At 64.1% G+C, this 15,328-nt stretch carries 15 protein-coding genes; 5 read left to right on the top strand and 10 right to left on the bottom strand.

Annotated features, from left to right (window positions below; all coding sequences use genetic code 11):
• Position 1: 1 nt before the first annotated feature.
• From QMK17_RS10780 to QMK17_RS10770, 3 genes are read left to right on the top strand one after another with little or no spacing between them, the layout of a single operon-like run.
• Positions 2-736, top strand: a complete 735-nt coding sequence (locus QMK17_RS10780) for a class I SAM-dependent methyltransferase (RefSeq protein ID WP_283508944.1) — start codon at positions 2-4, stop codon at positions 734-736.
• Positions 733-1,710, top strand: coding sequence for an LLM class flavin-dependent oxidoreductase (locus tag QMK17_RS10775; RefSeq protein ID WP_283508943.1), 978 nt, complete (start codon positions 733-735; stop codon positions 1,708-1,710). The genes QMK17_RS10780 and QMK17_RS10775 overlap by 4 nt, the downstream gene beginning before the upstream one ends.
• On the top strand, positions 1,707-3,224 hold the full coding sequence (locus tag QMK17_RS10770; RefSeq protein WP_283508941.1) for a flavoprotein: 1,518 nt from the start codon (positions 1,707-1,709) through the stop codon (positions 3,222-3,224). Before QMK17_RS10775 ends, QMK17_RS10770 begins: the two co-directional genes overlap by 4 nt.
• Here the strand turns inward: QMK17_RS10770 and QMK17_RS10765 are convergent.
• The 7 genes from QMK17_RS10765 to QMK17_RS10735 all read right to left on the bottom strand — a co-directional run bounded on the left by QMK17_RS10765 (position 3,193) and on the right by QMK17_RS10735 (position 10,599).
• The gene (locus QMK17_RS10765; RefSeq protein WP_283508939.1) at positions 3,193-4,017 is read right to left on the bottom strand and encodes an ABC transporter permease; all 825 of its coding nucleotides are present in this window, start codon (positions 4,015-4,017) and stop codon (positions 3,193-3,195) included. The genes QMK17_RS10770 and QMK17_RS10765 overlap by 32 nt on opposite strands.
• Positions 4,014-5,033, bottom strand: coding sequence for an ABC transporter ATP-binding protein (locus QMK17_RS10760; RefSeq protein ID WP_283508938.1), 1,020 nt, complete (start codon positions 5,031-5,033; stop codon positions 4,014-4,016). The genes QMK17_RS10765 and QMK17_RS10760 overlap by 4 nt, the downstream gene beginning before the upstream one ends.
• A complete protein-coding gene (locus QMK17_RS10755) occupies positions 5,030-6,895 on the bottom strand; it encodes a prolyl oligopeptidase family serine peptidase (RefSeq protein ID WP_283508936.1) in 1,866 nt (621 codons plus the stop codon). Before QMK17_RS10755 ends, QMK17_RS10760 begins: the two co-directional genes overlap by 4 nt.
• 184 nt (positions 6,896-7,079) lie before the next feature.
• Positions 7,080-7,247, bottom strand: coding sequence for a hypothetical protein (locus QMK17_RS10750; protein WP_283508934.1), 168 nt, complete (start codon positions 7,245-7,247; stop codon positions 7,080-7,082).
• 114 nt (positions 7,248-7,361) lie between these two features.
• A complete protein-coding gene (locus QMK17_RS10745) occupies positions 7,362-8,621 on the bottom strand; it encodes an MFS transporter (protein WP_283509312.1) in 1,260 nt (419 codons plus the stop codon).
• A gap of 42 nt (positions 8,622-8,663) precedes the next feature.
• Positions 8,664-9,110: a MarR family winged helix-turn-helix transcriptional regulator gene (locus QMK17_RS10740; protein ID WP_283508933.1), complete on the bottom strand. Its 447-nt coding sequence runs from the start codon at positions 9,108-9,110 to the stop codon at positions 8,664-8,666.
• 34 nt (positions 9,111-9,144) lie between these two features.
• Positions 9,145-10,599: an NCS2 family permease gene (locus tag QMK17_RS10735; protein WP_283508932.1), complete on the bottom strand. Its 1,455-nt coding sequence runs from the start codon at positions 10,597-10,599 to the stop codon at positions 9,145-9,147.
• Positions 10,600-10,617: 18 nt separating this feature from the next.
• On the opposite strand from QMK17_RS10735, the gene QMK17_RS10730 reads away from it, so the two are divergent.
• Positions 10,618-10,866 carry a DUF2530 domain-containing protein gene (locus tag QMK17_RS10730; RefSeq protein WP_283508931.1) on the top strand — a complete coding sequence of 83 codons (249 nt, stop codon included), beginning with the start codon at positions 10,618-10,620 and terminating at the stop codon, positions 10,864-10,866.
• A 174-nt stretch (positions 10,867-11,040) separates the two neighbouring features.
• Complete coding sequence (locus tag QMK17_RS10725) at positions 11,041-11,184, top strand: hypothetical protein (protein ID WP_283508929.1); 144 nt, start codon at positions 11,041-11,043, stop codon at positions 11,182-11,184.
• Between the two features lie 29 nt (positions 11,185-11,213).
• Here the strand turns inward: QMK17_RS10725 and QMK17_RS10720 are convergent, their stop codons facing one another.
• The 3 genes from QMK17_RS10720 to QMK17_RS10710 are packed head-to-tail and all read right to left on the bottom strand — an operon-like array spanning position 11,214 to position 15,320.
• On the bottom strand, positions 11,214-11,780 hold the full coding sequence (locus QMK17_RS10720) for a phosphatase PAP2 family protein (protein WP_283508926.1): 567 nt from the start codon (positions 11,778-11,780) through the stop codon (positions 11,214-11,216).
• Entirely contained in the window at positions 11,770-14,475 is a 2,706-nt protein-coding gene (locus QMK17_RS10715) for a sacsin N-terminal ATP-binding-like domain-containing protein (RefSeq protein WP_283509310.1), read from the bottom strand. The genes QMK17_RS10720 and QMK17_RS10715 overlap by 11 nt, the downstream gene beginning before the upstream one ends.
• Entirely contained in the window at positions 14,472-15,320 is an 849-nt protein-coding gene (locus tag QMK17_RS10710) for a DUF3027 domain-containing protein (RefSeq protein ID WP_283508924.1), read from the bottom strand. Before QMK17_RS10710 ends, QMK17_RS10715 begins: the two co-directional genes overlap by 4 nt.
• Positions 15,321-15,328: the final 8 nt, after the last annotated feature.

Below are 15,328 nucleotides of genomic sequence, written 5' to 3'. Positions count from 1 at the left end.
TATGTTCGACGCAACCGAGTACGGCCGAAAGTTCGCTGAGCAGTACGACTCTCTGTATCCGCCGGGCCCGGATGTCACGGCGGCCGTCGACTCGCTCGCCGGGCTCGCCCCTGGCGGGTCGATCCTCGAACTCGGAGTGGGAACAGGGAGATTGGCGCTCGCGCTGGCCGAACGTGACGTGTCGGTCACGGGCCTCGACATCTCCGTCGACATGCTTGCGCGTCTCGACGAGAAGTCGGAGGGTCGAGTCACCAGCGTTGAAGCTGACATGACGGACTTCGAGCTCGGCGCGACATTCGACATCGTCGTCATGTTCGCCGATTCCCTCTACGCACTGCCCAACCAAAAGCTGCAGAAGGCAGCGATCGAGCGAGCTGTAGCGCACCTGACCGACAACGGCCTGCTCATCGTCGACACGACTTGGCCTGCATCCATTCCCGATGTCCCACAGGGTTCGCCGGTCAGCATGAACGCGGTGTCCGAGACCCGGTTGATGGTCACCGCATCGTTCACACGCAAAACCGATCAGATGATGCTGTACGCCCATACGATCATCGGACCGGACGGGCTGGAGAAGATCAACGAGCCCTTCCGCTACGTGTGGCCGCCGGAGCTCGACCTGATGGCCGAACTCGCCGGTGCCGAGCTCGTCGTTCGTCACTCCGGCTGGGCAGAGCAACCACTCGGGGACGCACCGGCTCGGGTGATCAGCCGCTACCGGAAGACCCGCCCGTGAGGTTGTCGATTTTCGTTCCGCATTCACCGCGCTCCGCTTCGGAGATCGAACCATATGTCGGGCCACTCCGTGACGGGCACGACGGACGACTGTGGCTCGGACAGTCGATGGTCGTCGAACCCCACCAGCTGCTGTCGACTCTCGACGGAATCGACACCGGCACGGCGGTGACACTCGCGCCGCTTCGCCACCCTGTGGACGCTGCAGTGCAGGCGCGCTCGGTTGCGCTGCGTACCGGCCGAACTCACGTCGCGGGGTTCGGCGCCGGGTCGCGGCGATTTCAGGCCGGTCTACGTGGCGAGCCCTACCGGTCTCCCCTGACCGCCATGGCCGAGTACCTGTCCTCGGTCCGCGAGCTGATTTCGAAGGGCAGCGCTCGTCGTTCGGGCGAGTACTACACCGTCACAGCAGATTTGCCGCCCCTCGAATCACCTGCCCACGTCGAGATCGCGGCTGGTGTGCTGCGATCGGGAATGGCCGGAGTCGCCGGACGTTACTGCGATGCGGCCGTCACGTGGTTGACCCCGCCCGAATTCATTCGGGACGAGCTCGTCCCCGCGATGGCCACCGGAGCCGATGCCGCCGGACGGACGTCGAGGCCGCGAGCAGTAGCGGTGGTGCACGTGATCGTCGACCATCCCGGTCGGGACCCGCTGCACCAGGTCATCACCGCCTCGCGCATGCATCTTGCCATGCCGCACTATCGGAAGATGCTGACAGCAGCCGGAGTTCCGCTCGACGGAGATGTCGTCGTCGACGCCGCTCTGCTGGTCGAGCGAGGGGTGTACTGCTTCGGATCACCAGCGGACATAGTCGACCAACTGAAAAAGTGGGAGGACTGCGGCGTGGACGAAGTCGCCCTGAATCTTGCAGGTGCGGCCTTCACCACCAACGACGAGGACGCGGTCCGTGCAGACCTCGACGCCATCCTGCACGAGTGGGCACTTCGGCAGTCGACGGAAACACTTGTATGAGCGGACCGAAAGCGAACGCACCCGCATCGAACGGCGCCGCACGTGCCCGACGACTCCTGTGGGTGGTCACGGGTTCGGTGAGCGCCTCGTTCGTCCCGTTTCATCTGACGTCGCTTCAGCAGCTCCGGCCGGACATCGAGATACGCATGGTGCTGACCAGATCCGCCGCTAAGTTCGTCTCTCGCACAGCGTTGCTCGCGCTCTCCTCGGATGCGGTGTGGGTAGACGAGTGGGACACTCTCGGAGAGGGGCACTCGCCGCACGTCGAATGGTCACAGTGGGCCGACGCCGTACTCGTGTACCCGGCAACGTTTTCCTTCGTCACCCGGCTCGCGTCGGGTAATGCGGACACACCTGCAATGCTCGCGCTTCAGGTGGCCGGGGCACCGATCGTTCTCGCTCCTGCACTGCCACCCGGAGGGGACAGCGCGCCTGCGTATGTGAGCGCAGTCCAGACTCTTCACCGCAGACCCGCCGTTGCCGTTCTGCCCACCGCCGACGCGATCAGTACTCAGACGCGTCGACGCGACGCCCACGCTCCCGCATCGTTCCCCGCTGCAGTCGATATCGCGCTGGGTGGCCCCGGACCGTCCTCGGCCGAGCAGTGGGGCGCGCGAGGCATCATCGGCCATGCGTCGAATGCCAACGTGGAACTGATCATTCGTGATCTCGGTAGCGCTTTCGCCGTAGAGCGAACCACGTGGCTCGCCCCGTCGTCACAGCTACCGACAGTCGTAGGCTCGTGGGAGAAGCGAGCGACCACGGTGCGCTGTCCCGTGTGGTTTCGCGATGCAGCCCTGACGTTCACCGACGGCCCCGCCGCGGCCTCGAGGTGGCTGACGTCGAACATCGAACCCCAGATCGATGCTGCTGTGGAAGCGTTGGCCACCGCGGTGAACGATCTCGGCGAATTGCTGGTCGAGTTGCCTGTGCGGGTGCCCGACGTGCACACGCGAGCAGCGCCTGCTACGTTACGGCGACTTGCGTGGCATCTGGAAGACGGACCAGAACCGACAGGCGCGCAGCACCAGTTGGGCGCGAACTGGCGCAGCGATCTCCGGACACTGCTCGACGCATCCAGTGGGACCACCCCATGTTTCGGCGACTTCGGCCTTGGCACGGTGTTCCCTGTCCCCGGCAGGGACTCCCCCGCTGTGGACCTGCTGAGCAGCGAGTGTATCGGCGTTGCCGGTCCTGGGCACGATCGCGGAATGCTTCTGGGCGAACTCGCCGAGTTGCGACGCAGCATCGCCGGGCTACAGGCGAACGAGCGACTCGACGCACTGATGAGCACACTTGTGACCGCGGACGACCCGGCGATACTCGCCGGGACCGTTCGCACTGCAGTTCTCCGAATGGCACTGCACCTGTTGGATTTTGCACGTTTCGAATCGGCTACCGGCGATCTCACCGACAAGTGGACACACCTGAGCGAAGCCATGGCGGCCGTGCACACCGACACCGCCGACGCTGCTCGACTGCTCAGCCGCGGGGTTCCCAACGGAAATACGTGAGCGCACAGCCTGCGGCAAGAACGATCCAACCGACCAGAATTGCCAGCGGTTGCCACGAACCCACGAAGCTGTCGATAAAACCGACCACCGTGCCGTCGTACATCTCACCACCCCACCCGAGCCGGAACAATTCCGACACCGGTGACATCGGCGTGAAGCGAGTCGCAAGCTGGGCCCACTCGGGCATCCAGTCCACCGATGCGAATCCCACGCCCAGCATCGAGACGAGAACGATCGGCAAGCTGGTGATCTGCGCTGCCTCCGAACTCTTGGTGAACGTCGTCGTCACCAATGCCAGCAGAACGAACAGCAGCGATCCGCCCAGCACTGACACGGCCAGCAGTACCGGGTTTATCGGCGGCGCCTGCCCAAGCACCAACCAGGCGACGAGCGTCATGGCGACGAACAAAATGACCCCGATTGCCATCGACGGCAGCGCCAGGCACGTCAGAATTTCCTTGTCCGACGCCTCACCTGTTCGTAATCGTTTGAGCACCAACTCGTCTCGTCGGGCAACTGCAGCCGAGAGAACGTTGTAATAGATGACGAACAGCAAGATGAGCGCGAGTGAAATCGACACGAACAACATTGTCTGCTCTTGATCGAGCTTGTCGTTCAGCCTCATCGGAATCAGCAGCAGGAACGGCAAAATCGGCATCACGAACGCGTTGAACAACATCAATTTGTTGCGACGCAACAGCCTCGTTTCACCGCCGACCAGCGACGACATCCGGGCTGTGCTCGAGACCGGCTTACGGTCCAGTTCAACCCCAGCGAACGAGGGTGTACTCATGACATTGCTCCGTCCTGTGCGGGGTTCGGGGTGTCGAGGATGCCGGGGTCGTTGTCGACAAAGGACAAGAAGACAGACTCGAGAGATGCGCTGCGCGCGTCCAGTTCGGCCAGAGACGTCTCGGAGCGGCGCGCCCAGTCGAGTAGGTCGGTCAACGTCGACTGCAGATCATGGGTGGTCACAGTGGTCCGACCGTTCGAATCATGTACCGACGCCGACGTTCCGACCGCTTCGGAAACACCGTCGACAGTTGCGAACTTGATTGTCGACGGCTCGCCTGCGACTATTTCCGCCGGTGTACCCTGCACCCGGATCACACCTCGGTGCATGATCGAGAGCCGGTCGGCGAGCGATTCGACCTCGTCGAGGTAGTGCGTCGTCAGGACGATGGCAGTGCCGTCGTTCTTCAGATCGGTGATGAGGGACCACAGGTTTCGACGACTCTCCGGATCCAGACCCGTGGTCGGTTCGTCGAGGAACAACACCCGCGGTCGATTGAGCAGGGCAATTGCGAGGTCGAGTCGCCTGCGTTCGCCGCCCGACAGCTGGCTGATCACCACATCTGCTCGATGGGCGACGTCTGCCATCTCGAGCGCCTCGTCGACCGGCCGACTCACCGCAAGCGTTCCCGACCACATCTGCGCAGTCTCGCGAACGGTGAGATTGCTCGGAAATCCGCCGGACTGCAACATGATTCCCATGTAGGGACGCACCTCGCGGCGTGAGGTCCACGGATCCATCCCGAGCACCCGAACCGAACCGTCACTCGACGGCGACAGACCCTCGATCACTTCGAGTGTGGAAGTCTTTCCTGCACCGTTGGTGCCGAGCAGCGCATACAGTTCGCCTGCATCGACATGGAAGTCGATACCGCGGACCGCCTCGAATCCGTCGGGACCGCCGTACCGTCGGCGCAATCCGCGGACGTCGATCACATGGTCGCCCAGCGGGGCCTGCGCCGGTTGCGGCGCAGCCTCCGTCCGGTGGACTCCAGGCTCGCCTGTCGCGGTCCTCATGACACCCTCCTCATGGTTGCGTCGTGGTCCCGCGTCTTCGCGAGAAGTTCGGTGAGCCACTGGACTGTTCCTGCGCGATCTCCGGTGTGGCCGCTCTCGGTGATCACTCGGACGACGTCCACCTCGCCCAACCGGTCCAGCCAGCGCTCGATATCCGCGAGCGGCGCCCGCGGATCGTGCTGTCCCGCCGTGACCCGCAGTATTGGATGAGGTCCGGGGCCTGCATTCTGCAAGGGCGAATAGCGTTGCATTGCGGCAAGGACCATCGCGTCGTGCACGGGGTCACCCCACTCCGCGCGATCTCGCAGTGCGAGCGGTGCCTTGTCGTCGCTGAGGGTGCCGAGTGGATCGACGAAGGGAACGTCCAGTGCTGCGGCGAACATCAGGTGTGGTGCTCGGTTGATTGCGGCGCAGACTATCGTTCCGCCTGCACTCGTGCCCCACGCAGCGACCCTGCGTGGGTCGACCCAGAGGTGACGACCGATCTCCTCTAGGCACGCGAGGAAGTCCGATACCGAATCCTCTTTTCCTGCACCGATTCCGAGCGCATGCCATCCTGGTCCGCGCTCCGATCCACCGCGAACATGCGCGATGGCCACTACGATTCCTGCGTCGAGCAACTGGGTGACGGTCGGATCGAACTGACGACCGAGTTCGACGCCGTACGCGCCGTACACCTCGACTGCGCACGGAGCACCCCAGTCAGCCCCGCGGCGACGTAGCATTGTCACCGGCACCGACAGTCCATCGGGCGCTACCGCGCCGATCTGGGTCATTTCGTAAGTGTGTGATGTTTCAGGCGTGCGGCGACGGGCGCGACCTGCACCATCGACGTCGACGACGAACGGCGGGTCGAGAGGCGTCGACACCGTGAACGACGTCGTATCACCCGCGGACGAGAGGTCGAGGACGTACCGTGCGGGGCGCCCGTTCCAGATATCGGTGCGCTGCACCACGTGTGCCGTTCCGTCTGCACTGACGAACATGTACCGCTCACCCTCGGGTCCTACTTCTTCGACGAGCGCATGGGTTCCGCGAGAGTGAAGCGCACGAATGTGGTTCTCTTTCGGCGTGTACACGATAGTCCAGCATTCGTCACCGGGAACTCCCGTCGCCGTCATCACCCGAAAGCGTCCGTCCTGGCCGTTGTCTGCCAACGCGATCCAGCGGCGGGTTCCGTTGTCTGCGAACACAGTATCGATGTGCCATCGCGCGTCCGAGCGGTCAGGCCCGGCGAATCGGGCGACCGTCCCGGTGTCGTCCACTGCATGAACGTGTGTCGAGACCGCGGACGCCGAGTGCACGACGAGGGCATCACCGGTAACGCAGCGTGCGACGCGGACCGATCGTTCGGGATCATGTTCGACGAGAACATCTTTCGTGTCACCGCTAGCGGTCGTGCGCGCCACCGCATACGGCCGCAGGGTGTCGTCGATCTTACAGAAGTAGAGGTGATCGGCGTGATCGCCGACCCCCCAGCACAGGGAGTGCGAGACAGAATCGGCGAAGACTTCGTCGTGACCGGGTTGATCGATCCATCGCACATACAGACGGAGATGTTCGGTTCCACTCGAATCGCTCACGTAGGCAACACGATCACCCGACGGATGGAAGGCCACAGCCACAGCCGAACCGAGAAGATCGGACGGAGAGTCGTCGCCGATCCGACGTGCGCCCGGTCGAGCAAGGAGAGATTCTGCGACGACCTTGCCCTCCCCCGACCCTTGGTCGTCAGGACGTCGTGGCGATGCCCACCGGGCGACTCCGGCGGCCGTCCTACACTTGAAATGCCACCATTGATCGGTTTCGACGGGTGTCGAGAACGTCGACATTCCAGCGCTGACGTCCGCAACGTCGCTCACGGGGGCTTACCGTTTGTTCTTGCGCTGCTGATTGACGCCGAGGTACACGCCGAAGGCGAGAAGCAAAACGATGATGACGATCAGAACAGTGCTCATGGAGCACTCCTTTCAAAACGAGGGAAGGCGCACCGAACCAACGGCAAGCCGATGACGTGATGTTCGGTGTAGACGGCGGTCCGCAGGGTCAGCGGATACCGACAGCAGTACCGCGACTACGCGTCTTGCTCAGCGCTGCGCCGGCGAGGCCGCCAACGATGGCAATAGCGATTGCTGCGGCAACCGGAGCACCCGCGACCACGAGAACGATGGCGACGATTGCGGCGATCAGTGCGACGATGGTTCCGAGTTTCATGGTTCGGCCTTTCAGTTCGATCGGTCCGGATGTTGTCTTGTCACAACACTACGGAAGCTTTTGCGATAACACAACACTTTGGGTGGTGGCACCGCTCCGAACTGGGCTCGAAGGCTAGGCCCGAAGGACTTCGAGAGCCGGCAGCCGATGGCCGGGCGCGGGCCGAGTGACGCTGAGCCTGAGATTGTTGTGCCGCAGGAGGTACACCGCCGCGACCAGTCCGGTCGCAAGCGAGACCACCCCGCCGAACAGTAGGGGTGCCCGTGGATCGAGAACGTCGGCGAGCCAGCCGAGCACCGGGCTTCCGATCGGGGTACCACCGAGGAAACACAACATGTAGATCCCCATGACGCGGCCACGCATCTCCGACGGCACCGACATCTGCAGAATGTTCATCGCCGACGTCGTGAACGTCAACGTGAGAGCGCCGGTGGGAATCAGCAGCACTGCCACGAGCACGGCGTTCGGCATGAGACCGACGAGCAGCTCGAAGATCCCGAACCCGATGACCGCTCCGACGAACAATCGTAACCTCGGTGCCTGTGCGCGACGAGCAGCAAGAGTGGCCCCGGCAAGGGTGCCCACGGCGAGCATCGTCGACAGCAACCCGTAGGCGTCGGCGCCGGAGCCGAACGAGTTGCGAGCCAACACCGCCAAGCTCAGAGGGAAGTTCAGTCCGAACGTGGACACGACACAGACGGTGGCGAGAAGCACACGCAAATCCGGTCTGCCGAGGACGTACTCGAATCCTGCCCGAACTTGTCCCTTCGCCCGCGGCGCGCGTTCGACTCGAAACAGGTCGGCAGTTCGCATGACCAGTAATGCGCCGAACACCGCAGTGAACGAGAAAGCGTTGATCAGGAACACCCAACCGGTACCGATCAGAGTGATGAGCACACCCGAGACAGCAGGACCGATTATCCTGGCCATGTTGAACGTCATGGAGTTCAACGCGATTGCGTTGGAGAGAGTCTCCTTGCCGACCATCTCGATGGTGAACGACTGCCGGACAGGTGCATCGATCGCCGACGAACAACCCAACACGAACGCGATGACGTAGACGTGCCACAACTCGACGATGTTTCCGACATCGAGAAGCCCGAGAACCAACCCACACACAGCAGCGAACGCCTGCGTGATCATCAGAAGTCTGCGTTTGTCGTACCGATCGGCCAGCACACCGCCCCACACGGACAGCAGCAGCGTGGGACCGAACTGAAGCGCCATGACGATTCCTACTGCGAAACCGTTTCCGCCGGAAAGGGTCAGGACCAGCCAATCCTGAGCGACGCGCTGCATCCACGTTCCGACGAGCGAGACGATTTGACCCGAAGCCCACAATCGATAGTTGCGCGTTCTCAGCGCAGCAAACATGGGGGTCGCAGTGGGCACTCTACAAATACTAACCCTAGGTAACTACTCTGAGTCACTCACCAGCGCGCCGATAATGTCCACGGCGTCACGCAGGACCACGAGCTGCGTCTCGTTCAGGCCTGCCAACTGCGCCGTCATCCATGCTTCGCGCGCGCTTGCCTCGTCGGCGATCAATGTCCGCCCCGAAGGAGACAGCGAGACGATGACCTGCCGACCGTCGGTTGGGTGCGCGGTGCGCACCACGAGTCCGAGCTCCGCCAACGACGCGATCACCCTCGTCATCGATGGCGGTTGCACCCGCTCACGTGCAGCCAACGACCCCGGCGTCATGTCCCCCTCGCGACTCAGCGTGGCCAAGGCAGACAGCTGAGTCAGCGACACCTGCGAGTCGATCCGTCTACCCCTCAAGTGGCGCGTCAAACGCACCACGGCCAGCGACAGGTCGCTAGCCAATTCACGGTTGTCCTTAACGCTATTTCCCGACGTCACAGCGCAGAGACTACGCCAACGTAGCCGAAACAGCTTAAGTGACCGCGTCGGTGATAGGTCCGAGAGAAAAATATGCGACGAACAATGTGGCGACCACCCAGAGCAGGGGATGCACCGACTTTGCTTTACCGCTTCCGACAGCGAGTACGACCCAGGTGATGAAACCAACGCCGATCCCGTTGGCGATCGAGTAGGTGAACGGCATGACCATGATGGTCAGGAACGCCGGGAGCGCGACGTCGAACTTGGTGAAGTCGATGTCTCGAACCTGGCCGATCATCAGCGCACCGACGACCACCAGCGCAGGAGCAGCAGCTTCGATCGGAACGATCGCCGTCAGAGGCGTCAGGAACATTGCGGCGAGGAACAGCACGCCGGTAACGACGTTGGCCAATCCGGTGCGCGCGCCCTCCGCGATTCCAGATGCGGACTCCACGAACACGGTGTTCGACGACGCCGACGCTCCGCCTCCGACGATTGCCCCCGTGCCTTCGACGACGAGAGCCTTACCGATCCCCGGCAGAGTGCCCTTCGAGTCGACGAGCTTGCCTTCCTTACCGAGGCCGGTCATGGTCCCCATGGCATCGAAGAAGTTGGCGAGCACGAGGGTGAACACGAGCAGGCTTGCGGCGAGAACACCGATGCGAGTGAAGGCGCCGAACAGGTTCACCTCGCCCACGAGCGCAAGATCGGGCTTCTGGAACAGCTGTTCGGGCAGCATCGGAACGCTGAGGTTCCAGCCCTTGGGGTCGACGCCATTCGAAGGCCCGACGTCGGTGATCGCCTCGATGATCGCGGCGACGACCGTCGTGGTGACGATTCCGATCAGCAGACCGCCGCGGACCTTGCGCACCACCAGGATGCCCATCAACAGAACCCCGAAGACGAACACCGCCGTAGGCCATGACGCGATCGACCCGTCGATCCCGAGGCCGACGGGCACCGTCGTACCGGCGGCGTCGGGAATCCTGCGAACGAATCCGGAGTCGACCAGACCGATGAACGCGATGAAGGCGCCGATGCCCGCGGCGATCGCGGCTTTGAGCTCGGCCGGAATCGCGTTGAACACCGCGGTTCGGAAGCCGGTGACCGCGAGAAGCACGATGATGATGCCGTCGATGACCACCAGGCCCATCGCCTCGGGCCACGTCACCTGTGGCGCGATCGTCACCGCAAGGAGTGTGTTGATACCGAGACCGGCGGCGATGCCGAACGGGTAGTTGGCGACGATGCCGAACACGATGCTCATGAACCCGGCCACCAGCGCCGTGACGGCGGCAACCTGCGCGACGGGGAGGATGTTGCCGAGTACGTCGGTCTTCGCCGCCGCATCCTCGGCGGAGAAGCTGCCGAGGATCAACGGATTGAGCACGACGATGTACGCCATCGCCACGAAGGTGACGACGCCGCCGCGCACTTCGGATCCGACGGACGAACCGCGTTCGGTGATCTTGAAGTAGTTGTCCAGGAGCCGGGACTGGAAAGCCATGGGGGTAACCTACATTTCGTGACCGAACAACCGAAAGCGTTCGAGATCGGTCCGCGTCTCACCGACCCTGTGCCGGTCCTCGCGGCCGGAATCGTTCTGTGGATTCTCGCTACGATCGTCGTTCTTGTTGCGGGTGGTCGCTGGGCATCCGCATTACCGACATGCTGGGCTGGAATCATCGTCGGTTCGCTCGGCTTCGCATTGTTCCTCGCCCAGCGGGCGGCATCGCGGCGTGGAAGCAAGACGGCTCAGCGCGGTTTGAACTAACTGAGACCGGCATCACGTAGCCTGGGTCACTCGGCTCACACATACGTAAGCATGGTCACCCAAAATGGCCTCTGACGTGCGGTAACTCACCACTGAATCGGTTGAGTTACACAGATTTAACGTGGAGTATTGGTTACGTCAGTCAATACAACCTCTGAATCCGAAAGCAAGGCCATGAAGCTCGTTTCCCAGTTCCGCACCCGCCGCAACCACACTCGCTCCCTCCGCGCCCTCTACGCCCGCGCTCACGCAGTCAGCAGCCCGTCCATGCGCGACGAGCTCCTCGTGATTGCCCAGCGGAGCGATTTCTCCCGCTAGCACCACGCTCCACCCGGGGACCGACCTTGTCAGGTCGGCCCCTTTTTCGTGGCCGAGGGCCCACGCTCGGTGCGCCCGGCGCGCGAGGCGAAAGCATAGATCCACAGCAGTCCCCACGCGGCACCGAAAACCCAGCCGGCCAGCACGTCCGTCACCCAGTGCGCGCCGAGGTAGATCCGCGAGACGCCGATCGCGAAGGACGCCACCACCGGTACCGCCAACACGAGCGGTCGGTGCAGCCATTCGGTCGTCGATCGCAACATCACCCCGATTGCCAGGGTCGCGAGCAACGCCGACATCATCGCGTGGCCCGATGGGAACGAATGCGTCGAGATCTCGACGAGCCGCTCCGGTACCGGCGGCCGGTCCCGCCCGAAGATCAACTTCGACAGGCTCATCGCGCCCCAGCCGGTCAGCATGCCGCCCGCGACCATGACCGCGTCCGCGCGTCGGGCCGTCCGCAGCAGAGCCACGCAACCGGCGATCGACCAGGCGAACATCGCCGCCGTGCTTCCGGCGGTGGTGATGATCCAGAAGAGGCTGGTCACCCACACGATTCGGTGCTCGACCATCCACTGCAGTACGTTACCGTCCACGTGGGCGGTCCCATGTCTCGGCGCAGTGCGTGATGCCCTCGGGCGTGACCCACCAGGCGAGACGATGCTCCCCCGTGACCGCCCCGGTCAGCCTTACGACGAGATCGTGATGCACGACAACCTGCCCGACCGGCAGTTCCACTCCCAATGCCGCACAAGCGAGTACTGCGCCGGGCTCACGGTCCCACGTGCTGACCCGCCCGACTCCCACCACCTCGGACTCGATCGACTCGGATGCGATTCGCACGTCGAGTACCGACGCGAGCGAGATCGCGGTATCCATCGTCGACAGGATCGCAACATCGGCAGGGACGACCGCCACGAGCCACGGCTGGTCGAGCACAAGCGCGTCCACCGGGTCGACGAGCGCGCCGGTCACGGCGCGCACACGCCCCGGGACATCCAGATCATCGAGTTCGACCCGCCCTGAGGACACCGCTTCGGCGACGAGTCGATGAGCCCGCGCGATGACGACAGGCGTCGGCTGTCGTGCGGGATCGGCGAGTCTCGAGATGATCAGGCGGGTGAACCAGGCGCTGTCACACACGTTCGGGGCCAATGCAGCAGCGACATCGTCGGCATGCGGATGGTCGAGTGGATCGAGCAGACCGGCGAACGTCTCGTCCGAGGGCGCTCGGAAGCACCCGAGTCGTACCCCGTCGATGCGTGCGTGCGTGCGCAACCACCATGCCGTGTATCCACCCTCGGCCTGCAGCGCTGCCCGCGTAAGCGGTTCGGAGACAAGTTGAGTGAGCGCATCGGGCCAGAGACCCTCGTCCACCAGATCGAGATCGCGGACAGCGGTGAGCACAGCAGGATCCTCGGGCAGCGACGCCCACCAGGACTCTTCGTCGTCGAGATCGTGGTCGGGGCCGGTCGGAAGATCGTCGATCAACGCGGCGAACCCCCAGCCGACTCCGACGGCTCGGAGCGCCTGCGGTCCATGGCGACGGGCGACAGATTCCGCGACGAGACCGAACGGTGAGTCCTCGGTCAACAGCCGCGCGAGGGGGGCGTCGGGCAGCAGTAGTTCGTCGGCTGCCCGCAGCTCACCGTCCGAATCTTCCAGCGGCAACAACCCGATCCACGACGGCAGGTCGCGGGCGCCCGCGGCGAGCGCCAGAACCGAACCGGTGACATCCCGAACGGCGTCGGAGTCGTCCCAGTCGAGATCGTCGAGAAGAGCCTGCAATGCCGGGTCTGCCAGCAAATCCGTCGCCGTCGCCGTCGCTGCTCCCAGCCGGGACAACAATCCGCTCGCGGCATCGGGGTGAATCAACCGGGCCCAGTGCACCGCGCCGACCGATCCGACGTCGGTTCCCAGAACCGCAGTGCGAGGGCCTGTCACCGTACGGCCGTCTGCCAGTGGAACCGGCAGGGCAGCAAGCTCTTCCGCGGCGACACCGTCGGCGACAAGCGGGGTCAGTGCGTCGTACAGCCGTCCCCACCACGACGGCTCGCGGTCGATGCCGGTGAGCATTTCCGCAAGCCTGGCGAGCCCGATCCGGTGAACATCGACGGCGGCAAGTGCTGCGGCGTGCCGCGGACCCGAGAGCGCGGCGGCCACCAGATCGGGGAAGACCTCGGCGAGGAGGCTGCCGAGTTCGTCGGTCAGACCCGGCAGAAGCATCGCCCGAAGAGGGATCAGATCGGCGCCCGCCGCCGAGGAAAGCCAACGGGCAGAAGATGATTCCTTGATGATCCGCTCTCGCAGGATGCCGTCGACCTCACTGCGAGCGAAGCCGGGGATCGGAATCAGTAGCGGCCTGAATTTCGGTGGCAGCGCCGCAAGGAAAGCGCCGTAGCCCTCGGCGATACAGTCGACGGGTGCCCCGGGAAGGATGCGTCGGCGATCCGGTTGCATCGGTACGTCCGCGATCACGATCGCAGGCAGTGACAACTCCTCGTCCGAACGTGTCGGTGCGCGAAGGACATCCGAGCCCGCGGGGACCGGGATTCCGTCCACGACGGGGACGAGCCACCTGGCATGGTCGGTGCGATACTGCCACCAATGCCGATCACCGATGGCGACGGATTCGAGGCCGTCCCCGGTGACCGTACGCTCCAACACCTCGCCTGCCACCTCGATCGAGACGAGCGCTTCCAACTCGAGCAACAAGTCGAGCGCTTCCGCACGCATCGTCTCGACGAGATCGCCGCCCACGCCGCGAAGTACGATCTCGGACGAAAAGCCTTCGAGGGGAACCTCGTCGACGGGCCAGGCAAGTCTCAACACCGGAACTCCCGCGTCCGGAATCGTCAGTCCTGCGTCTTCGAGAGCTGCACGAGTATCGTCAGCGCTGAAACGCACTCCCCCTGCGGTGGAGCGGAATTCGATCTCGTCGCTGACCGAACGAACAGCAGTGAACCCGACACCGAAGCGCCCGACACCGGACGTCTTGGCCGAGACCCGCAGAGCCGTAAGCGCATGGACGCCGCCTAGGTCCAGCGGCGCACCCGTGTTGGCGATGTGCAGATCCTTGCCCGCCGCCCAGACCGCCAGACGTCCGCCAACGCCCCCTCGGCCCGCCGCATCGGCGGCATTCTGCGCAAGTTCGGTCAGCAGTCTGTTCCGGTAGCCTCCACGAACCAGGTCCGCCTCGGTAGCGGCGTCCTCGCGCAACCGGGTCGGCGAATCCGTCCAGGCAGAAAGCGTCGAGGTACGCAGCGCCTCGGTCCCGAACGGATCTTTCAGTTTCTCGATTGCGTGTCCTGAAATGACGCTTCGCTGCTCGCGTCGGCTTCAACGTCTGCGGCAGCAGCCGGAGCGTCGGAAGCTACCGCGACCTCTAGCGCTGCATCGTCGTACGGTTCGAACTGCGGCGAACCGGCGCCGGTGGGGAGTTCGGTGTCCGAGTGCGCACCGCAACCGTATTCGGCGTGGACGACATGGCCGTCGGCCGCGTTCTCGTTGCCGCAGACTCCGAACGCTGCCGCGAGCGAACCGGCGATCGGAAGGTAGAAACCACACAGCCCACACGTGGACGGAGCCGCCTTCGCCATCTCGCTGTCGGGGCCGAAGTCGCCGTCGTGCCAGCGTTCGGCGGCGCCCAGACGGCCCTCACGGCTGGTGACCTGCTTGCGGCCGAACCCGAGTTCCAGGGCGACATCGTCGATAGCGGGGTCGCCGGTGGCGACGTACCCGGGAACGAGACGCGGATCCTGAAGCCGAGGGGGCAGAAGGTCGCCCGGTCCGAGGTCGCCGGGACGGACGCGCTCGTCCCACGGCAACCAGCTCGGAGCCACGAGCGCGTCGGGGCCTGGAAGAAGAGCGATTTCGCTGATGGTTGCGGTGTCGGCATCGTCAGGAGCAGCGACGACCACGGCCCACTGCCACCCGCGGTAACCCGGAAGATCGGCAACGAATCGGTGGGTTGCGGCGCTCGGATCGTCGGCGATGACACCGAGATATTCGCCGACGCCGCCGTCGACGGATTCGCGGAGAGCCTGGCGCGCCAACCCCTCGGCCTCGGCTAGGACAGGACGAATCTGGTCGAGCTCTGGAGAAGATGTGAAACTCACACATTCATTTTGCCGCATCACTTCGA

The organism is Rhodococcus sp. G-MC3, assembly GCF_030063335.1.
Classification (GTDB): Bacteria; Actinomycetota; Actinomycetes; order Mycobacteriales; family Mycobacteriaceae; genus Rhodococcoides.
This window is presented reverse-complemented; position numbering and strand designations above follow the sequence as displayed.

Excerpts from the sequence above, each read along its gene's own strand:
- QMK17_RS10780 (WP_283508944.1), top strand. The coding sequence starts at position 2 with ATGTTCGACGCAACCGAGTACGGCCGAAAGTTCGCTGAGCAGTACGAC.
- QMK17_RS10770 (WP_283508941.1), top strand. The coding sequence starts at position 1,707 with ATGAGCGGACCGAAAGCGAACGCACCCGCATCGAACGGCGCCGCACGT.
- QMK17_RS10765 (WP_283508939.1), bottom strand. The coding sequence starts at position 4,017 with ATGAGTACACCCTCGTTCGCTGGGGTTGAACTGGACCGTAAGCCGGTC.
- QMK17_RS10760 (WP_283508938.1), bottom strand. The coding sequence starts at position 5,033 with ATGAGGACCGCGACAGGCGAGCCTGGAGTCCACCGGACGGAGGCTGCG.
- QMK17_RS10750 (WP_283508934.1), bottom strand. The coding sequence starts at position 7,247 with ATGAAACTCGGAACCATCGTCGCACTGATCGCCGCAATCGTCGCCATC.
- QMK17_RS10745 (WP_283509312.1), bottom strand. The coding sequence starts at position 8,621 with ATGTTTGCTGCGCTGAGAACGCGCAACTATCGATTGTGGGCTTCGGGT.
- QMK17_RS10735 (WP_283508932.1), bottom strand. The coding sequence starts at position 10,599 with ATGGCTTTCCAGTCCCGGCTCCTGGACAACTACTTCAAGATCACCGAA.
- QMK17_RS10725 (WP_283508929.1), top strand. The coding sequence starts at position 11,041 with ATGAAGCTCGTTTCCCAGTTCCGCACCCGCCGCAACCACACTCGCTCC.
- QMK17_RS10710 (WP_283508924.1), bottom strand. The coding sequence starts at position 15,320 with ATGCGGCAAAATGAATGTGTGAGTTTCACATCTTCTCCAGAGCTCGAC.